A 5,876-nucleotide genomic window follows, 5' to 3' on the forward strand; every position below is an offset into this window, starting at 1 on the left:
CCCGTCACCACTCGGCTCGCGCTCCGCAGTTCCGCGGCGGCGGCAAGGCGCACGGCCCGGTCGTGCGCAGCCATGAGCACGAGCTGCCGAAGAAGGTGCGCGCGCTGGGCCTGAAGCATGCTCTCTCGGCCAAGGCCAAGAGCGCTTCGCTCATCATCGTCGACGAGCTGAAGCTTGCCGAAGCCAAGACCAAGGCCCTGGTGGCGAACCTCGAGACGCTGGGGCTGACCAACGCCCTCGTGATCGGCGGCGCCGAGCTTGACCAGAACTTCAAGCTGGCCGCGACCAACATTCCGAACATCGACGTGCTGCCCATCCAGGGCATCAACGTCTACGACATTCTGCGCCGCGGCACGCTGGTCCTTTCGAAGGCCGCCGTCGAGGCTCTCGAGGAGCGCTTTAAATGACCGACCTCCGTCACTACGACGTGATCGTCTCGCCGGCGATCACCGAAAAGTCGACCATGGCTTCCGAGCAGAACCAGGTCGTCTTCAACGTCGCCAAGAAGGCGTCGAAGCCGGAAATCAAGGCTGCCGTGGAAGCTCTCTTCGGCGTCAAGGTGACGGCTGTGAACACGCTCGTCCGCAAGGGCAAGATCAAGCGCTTCCGCGGCACGGTTGGCCGCCAGGGCGACGTCAAGAAGGCGGTTGTGACGCTGGCCGACGGCCAGTCGATCGACGTCGCGACGGGTCTCTGAGCAAGGCCGCGAGGACAGGACAATGGCACTTAAGAAATTCAACCCGATAACGCCGAGCACCCGCCAGCTGGTCATCGTCGACCGCTCGGGCCTCTACAAGGGCAAGCCCGTCAAGGGCCTGACCGAAGGCCTGACCAAGTCGGGCGGCCGCAACAATTACGGCCGCATCACGGCCCGCTTCATCGGCGGCGGTCACAAGCGTTCGTACCGCATCATCGACTTCAAGCGTAAGAAGTACGACGTCGTCGGCACGGTCGAGCGTATCGAATACGATCCGAACCGCACCGCCTTCATCGCGCTGATCAAGTATGACGATGGCGAGCTCTCCTACATCCTGGCTCCGCAGCGTCTTGCCGCCGGCGACAAGATCGTGGCCGGCGAAGCGGTCGACGTGAAGCCGGGCAACGCTATGCCGCTGGCCTCGATGCCGGTCGGCACGATCGTCCACAACATCGAGCTGAAGCCGGGCAAGGGCGGCCAGGTCGCCCGTTCGGCTGGCGGTTACGCGCAGCTCGTCGGCCGCGACCAGGGCATGGCGATTCTGCGCCTCAACTCGGGCGAGCAGCGCGTCGTGCACGGTTCCTGCATGGCCACCGTCGGCGCCGTGTCGAACCCCGATCACGGCAACATCAACGACGGCAAGGCCGGTCGCACCGTGTGGCGCGGCAAGCGTCCGCACAATCGCGGCGTGACCATGAACCCGGTCGACCATCCGCACGGCGGCGGCGAAGGCCGCACCTCAGGCGGCCGTCATCCGGTTTCGCCCTGGGGCAAGCCGACCAAGGGCAAGAAGACGCGGTCCAACAAGGCGACCGACAAGTTCATCCTGCGCTCGCGTCATCAGCGCAAGAGCTAATAAGAGGTAACGCCAAGTGACTCGTTCGATTTGGAAAGGCCCCTTCATCGACGGCTACCTTCTCAAGAAGGTGGACAAGGTTCGTGAAGGTGGTCGCAATGAGGTGATCAAGATGTGGAGCCGTCGCTCCACCATCCTGCCGCAGTTCGTCGGCTTCACCTTCGGTGTCTATAACGGCCAGAAGCACGTCCCGGTCTCGGTGAACGAGGACATGGTCGGCCACAAGTTCGGTGAATTCGCTCCGACCCGGACCTATTACGGTCACGGCGCGGATAAGAAGGCGAAGAGGAAATAATCATGGGCAAGGCCAAAGCTCCGCGCAGGCTTGCTGATAACGAGGCGCGTGCCGTTCTGCGCACGATCCGTATCAGCCCGCAGAAGCTGAACCTGGTTGCCGCGCTGATCCGCGGCAAGAAGGTCGCGACAGCGCTTTCCGACCTCGAATTCTCGGCCAAGCGGATTTCCGGCACGGTCAAGAAGACGCTGGAATCGGCGATCGCCAACGCGGAAAACAATCACGACCTCGACGTCGACGCGCTGGTCGTGGCGGAAGCCTATGTCGGCAAGTCGATCGTCATGAAGCGTTTCCACGCTCGTGGCCGCGGTCGCGCCAGCCGTATCGAAAAGCCGTTCTCACACCTCACGATCGTCGTTCGTGAAGTCGAGGAAAAAGGGGAGGCCGCATAATGGGCCAGAAAGTCAATCCGATCGGGCTGCGTCTCGGCATCAACCGTACCTGGGATTCGCGCTGGTTCGCGAACACCGGCGAGTACGGCCAGCTGCTGCACGAGGACCTCAAGATCCGCAAGTATCTTGAGAAGGAACTCAAGCAGGCCGCGATCTCCAAGGTCGTGATCGAGCGTCCGCACAAGAAGTGCCGCGTCACCATCCATGCGGCGCGCCCGGGCCTGATCATCGGCAAGAAGGGCGCCGACATCGAGAAGCTGCGCAAGAAGCTGACCGAGATGACGAAGTCCGAAACGCACCTCAACATCGTTGAAGTGCGCAAGCCGGAAATCGACGCCACGCTGATCGCCCAGTCGATCGCGCAGCAGCTCGAGCGCCGCATCGCGTTCCGCCGCGCCATGAAGCGCGCCGTTCAGTCGGCCATGCGTCTCGGCGCCGAAGGCATCCGCATCAACTGCTCCGGCCGTCTCGGCGGCGCCGAAATCGCGCGCATGGAGTGGTACCGTGAAGGCCGCGTGCCGCTGCACACCCTGCGTGCCGATGTCGATTACGGCACGGCCGAGGCAAACACGGCTTACGGCATCTGCGGCGTCAAGGTGTGGGTGTTCAAGGGCGAGATCCTCGAGCACGACCCGATGGCTTCCGAGCGCCGTGCAACCGAAGGCGATGCCGCGCATGGCGGCGGCGGTGCTGGTGGCGAGCGCGAACGCGGCCGTCGTCGCGAGAACGCCTGAGACATTTGAGAATTTGGAGTTAGAACGATGCTGCAGCCAAAGCGCACAAAGTTCCGCAAGCAGTTCAAGGGCCGTATCCACGGTACCGCCAAGGGCGGCACCAATCTGGATTTCGGCGGTTTCGGGCTGAAGGCGCTTGAGCCGAACCGCGTCACCGCGCGCGAGATCGAGGCGGCCCGCCGCGCGATCACCCGCGAGATGAAGCGAGCCGGCCGCGTCTGGATCCGGGTGTTCCCGGACCTGCCGGTCACCTCGAAGCCGACCGAAGTCCGCATGGGTAAGGGCAAGGGCGCAGTCGACTATTGGGCGGCGCGCGTGAAGCCCGGCCGCATCATGTTCGAGATCGACGGCGTCAGCGAGGAGACCGCGCGTGAGGCGCTGCGTCTCGGCGCCGCCAAGCTCTCGGTCAAGACGCGCTTCGTGCAGCGCATCGCAGAATAAGGACAGGCGATCATGAAAGCCGAAGACATCCGGACCAAGACCCAGGATCAGCTGACCGACGACCTGGCCGCGCTGAAGAAGGAGCAGTTCAACCTGCGCTTCCAGAAGGCCACCGGCCAGCTCGAGAAGACCGCGCGCGTGAAGCAGGTCCGCAAGGACATCGCGCGCATCAAGACCATCGCTGCGGAAAAAGCCGCGGCCAAGAAGGGTTAAGACCATGCCGAAGCGTATCCTGCAGGGCACCGTCGTCAGCGACAAGAACGAGAAGACGGTTGTCGTCAAGGTCGAGCGTCGCTTCACGCATCCGGTGATGAAGAAGACCGTGCGCATGACCAAGAAGTACAAGGCGCACGACGAGAACAACGCCCACAAGGTTGGCGACCAGGTATTCATCCAGGAATCGAAGCCGATTTCGAAGGACAAACGCTGGGTTGTCGTCTCTTCGGATCAGGCTTGATCCGGGCGAACGAATCGAATTTTGGACAGACCGGGGAGGGGTGAAAGCACCCGTCCCGTTAGAAAAGAAGAAGGCGGCCAGTCATGATTCAGATGCAAACAAACCTCGACGTCGCGGACAATTCCGGCGCCCGTCGTGTCATGTGCATCAAGGTGCTGGGCGGCTCGAAGCGGAAGTACGCCTCCGTCGGCGACATCATCGTGGTGTCGATCAAGGAAGCCATTCCGCGTGGCCGCGTTAAGAAGGGCGATGTGATGAAGGCGGTCGTGGTTCGCACGGCCAAGGACATCCGCCGTCCGGACGGCAGCGTGATCCGTTTCGACAAGAACGCGGCCGTTCTCGTCGACAATAAGAAAGAGCCGATCGGCACCCGTATCTTCGGACCGGTTCCGCGCGAGCTGCGCGCCAAGAACCACATGAAGATCATCTCGCTCGCGCCTGAAGTGCTGTAAGGAGCCGGACCAATGCAAAAGATCAGAAAAGGCGACAAGGTCGTCGTGCTTGCCGGCAAGGACAAGGGCCGTTCGGGCGAAGTCCTGTCGGTGCAGCCGACGGAAGACACCGCGGTCGTCCGCGGCGTGAACCTCATTCGCCGTCACCAGAAGCAGACCCAGTCCCAAGAGGGCGGGATCATCACCAAGGAAGCGCCGATCCACCTGTCGAACATCGCGCTGGCCGACCCCAAGGACGGCAAGCCGACCCGCGTCGGCTTCACCATCCAGAAGGACGGCAAGAAGGTGCGCGTCGCCAAGCGTTCGGGAGAAGTCATCAATGGCTAAGGCTGAAACCAAGCAGGCAACTGCCAAGAACGAGCCGCGCCTCAAGAAGGTCTATCAGGAGACCATCCGCAAGGCGCTGCAGGAGCAGTTCGGCTACGACAACGAGATGCAGGTTCCGCGCATCGACAAGATCGTGCTGAACATGGGCGTCGGCGAAGCAACCGCCGATTCCAAGAAGCCCTCGGTCGCGGCCGAGGATCTCGCGCTGATCGCCGGCCAGAAGGCCGTCGTCACCCGCGCCCGCAACTCGATTGCCGGCTTCAAGGTGCGCGAGAACATGCCGATCGGCGCCAAGGTCACGCTGCGCAAGGAACGCATGTACGAGTTCCTCGACCGCCTCGTGAACATCGCGCTGCCGCGCGTTCGCGACTTCCGCGGACTGAACCCGAAGAGCTTTGACGGCCGTGGCAACTACGCCATGGGCATCAAAGAACACATCGTGTTCCCGGAGATCAACTACGACAAGGTTGATCAGGTCTGGGGCATGGACGTCATCGTTTGTACGACGGCGAAGACGGATGACGAGGCCAGGGCTCTGCTCAAGGCCTTCAACTTCCCCTTCCGCCAGTAACGGCAGCGAAAAAGGAAAAATCTGAAATGGCAAAGACCAGCTCAGTCGAGAAGAACAACCGGCGCCGCAAGCTCGCCGACCAGTACGCCGCCAAGCGCACGGCGCTCAAGGCCATCATCATGGATCAGTCCAAGCCGATGGAAGAGCGTTTCCGCGCCCAGTTGAAGCTGTCGGCGCTGCCGCGCAACTCGGCCAAGATCCGCATCCGCAACCGTTGCGAAGTCACGGGGCGTCCGCGTGCCTACTATCGCAAGCTGAAGCTTTCGCGTATCGCGCTTCGCGATCTGGGCAACACCGGCCAGATCCCGGGCCTGGTCAAGTCGAGCTGGTAAGGAGACACTGAGATGTCATTGAGCGATCCTCTCGGCGATATGCTGACCCGCATCCGCAACGCCTATGGCCGCAAGAAGTCGAGCGTCTCGACCCCGGCCTCGCGTCTGCGCGCCCGCGTCCTCGAAGTGTTGAAGTCGGAAGGCTATATCCGCGACTACAGCCAGACCGATTTCGAAAACGGCAAGTCCGAAATCGAGATCGAGCTGAAGTATTTCGACGGCGCTCCGGTCGTGCGCGAAATCGAGCGCGTCTCGAAGCCCGGCCGCCGCGTCTATGTCTCGGCTAAGTCGATCCCGCAGGTCGCAAACGGCCTCGGCATCG

Annotated in this window: 14 protein-coding genes; all 14 read left to right on the top strand. The window is 62.5% G+C overall.

Annotated elements, in window-relative coordinates:
• The coding region (gene rplD / locus EOA24_RS24995) for a 50S ribosomal protein L4 (protein ID WP_127410158.1) at window positions 1-407 on the top strand (407 nt) is incomplete at its 5' end.
• On the top strand, window positions 404-697 hold the full coding sequence (locus tag EOA24_RS25000; protein ID WP_040983033.1) for a 50S ribosomal protein L23: 294 nt from the start codon (window positions 404-406) through the stop codon (window positions 695-697). The genes rplD and EOA24_RS25000, both read left to right, overlap by 4 nt.
• A gap of 22 nt (window positions 698-719) precedes the next feature.
• Complete coding sequence (gene rplB, locus EOA24_RS25005) at window positions 720-1,553, top strand: 50S ribosomal protein L2 (protein WP_126082803.1); 834 nt, start codon at window positions 720-722, stop codon at window positions 1,551-1,553.
• A gap of 16 nt (window positions 1,554-1,569) precedes the next feature.
• Entirely contained in the window at window positions 1,570-1,848 is a 279-nt protein-coding gene (gene rpsS / locus EOA24_RS25010) for a 30S ribosomal protein S19 (protein WP_006205463.1), read from the top strand.
• A gap of 2 nt (window positions 1,849-1,850) precedes the next feature.
• On the top strand, window positions 1,851-2,240 hold the full coding sequence (gene rplV, locus EOA24_RS25015) for a 50S ribosomal protein L22 (protein ID WP_010909277.1): 390 nt from the start codon (window positions 1,851-1,853) through the stop codon (window positions 2,238-2,240).
• Complete coding sequence (rpsC, locus tag EOA24_RS25020; RefSeq protein WP_112129139.1) at window positions 2,240-2,974, top strand: 30S ribosomal protein S3; 735 nt, start codon at window positions 2,240-2,242, stop codon at window positions 2,972-2,974. Before rplV ends, rpsC begins: the two co-directional genes overlap by 1 nt.
• 27 nt (window positions 2,975-3,001) lie before the next feature.
• On the top strand, window positions 3,002-3,415 hold the full coding sequence (rplP, locus tag EOA24_RS25025; RefSeq protein WP_027170364.1) for a 50S ribosomal protein L16: 414 nt from the start codon (window positions 3,002-3,004) through the stop codon (window positions 3,413-3,415).
• 12 nt (window positions 3,416-3,427) lie between these two features.
• Window positions 3,428-3,628 carry a 50S ribosomal protein L29 gene (gene rpmC, locus EOA24_RS25030; RefSeq protein WP_042642190.1) on the top strand — a complete coding sequence of 67 codons (201 nt, stop codon included), beginning with the start codon at window positions 3,428-3,430 and terminating at the stop codon, window positions 3,626-3,628.
• 4 nt (window positions 3,629-3,632) lie between these two features.
• Window positions 3,633-3,872 (top strand): 30S ribosomal protein S17, encoded by a 240-nt coding sequence (rpsQ, locus tag EOA24_RS25035; protein WP_023675136.1) that lies wholly within the window; start codon window positions 3,633-3,635, stop codon window positions 3,870-3,872.
• 83 nt (window positions 3,873-3,955) lie between these two features.
• Window positions 3,956-4,324, top strand: coding sequence for a 50S ribosomal protein L14 (rplN, locus tag EOA24_RS25040; RefSeq protein WP_006205457.1), 369 nt, complete (start codon window positions 3,956-3,958; stop codon window positions 4,322-4,324).
• A gap of 12 nt (window positions 4,325-4,336) precedes the next feature.
• The gene (gene rplX, locus EOA24_RS25045; protein WP_126082802.1) at window positions 4,337-4,651 is read left to right on the top strand and encodes a 50S ribosomal protein L24; all 315 of its coding nucleotides are present in this window, start codon (window positions 4,337-4,339) and stop codon (window positions 4,649-4,651) included.
• Window positions 4,644-5,222 carry a 50S ribosomal protein L5 gene (gene rplE, locus EOA24_RS25050; protein ID WP_126082801.1) on the top strand — a complete coding sequence of 193 codons (579 nt, stop codon included), beginning with the start codon at window positions 4,644-4,646 and terminating at the stop codon, window positions 5,220-5,222. The genes rplX and rplE overlap by 8 nt, the downstream gene beginning before the upstream one ends.
• A 26-nt stretch (window positions 5,223-5,248) precedes the next feature.
• On the top strand, window positions 5,249-5,554 hold the full coding sequence (gene rpsN / locus EOA24_RS25055) for a 30S ribosomal protein S14 (RefSeq protein WP_042642199.1): 306 nt from the start codon (window positions 5,249-5,251) through the stop codon (window positions 5,552-5,554).
• A 12-nt stretch (window positions 5,555-5,566) separates the two neighbouring features.
• Window positions 5,567-5,876: 30S ribosomal protein S8 (rpsH, locus tag EOA24_RS25060; RefSeq protein ID WP_127410159.1), on the top strand; the 310-nt coding region annotated here is incomplete at its 3' end.

Source organism: Mesorhizobium sp. M2A.F.Ca.ET.039.01.1.1 (assembly GCF_003998035.1).
Taxonomy (GTDB): Bacteria; Pseudomonadota; Alphaproteobacteria; order Rhizobiales; family Rhizobiaceae; genus Mesorhizobium.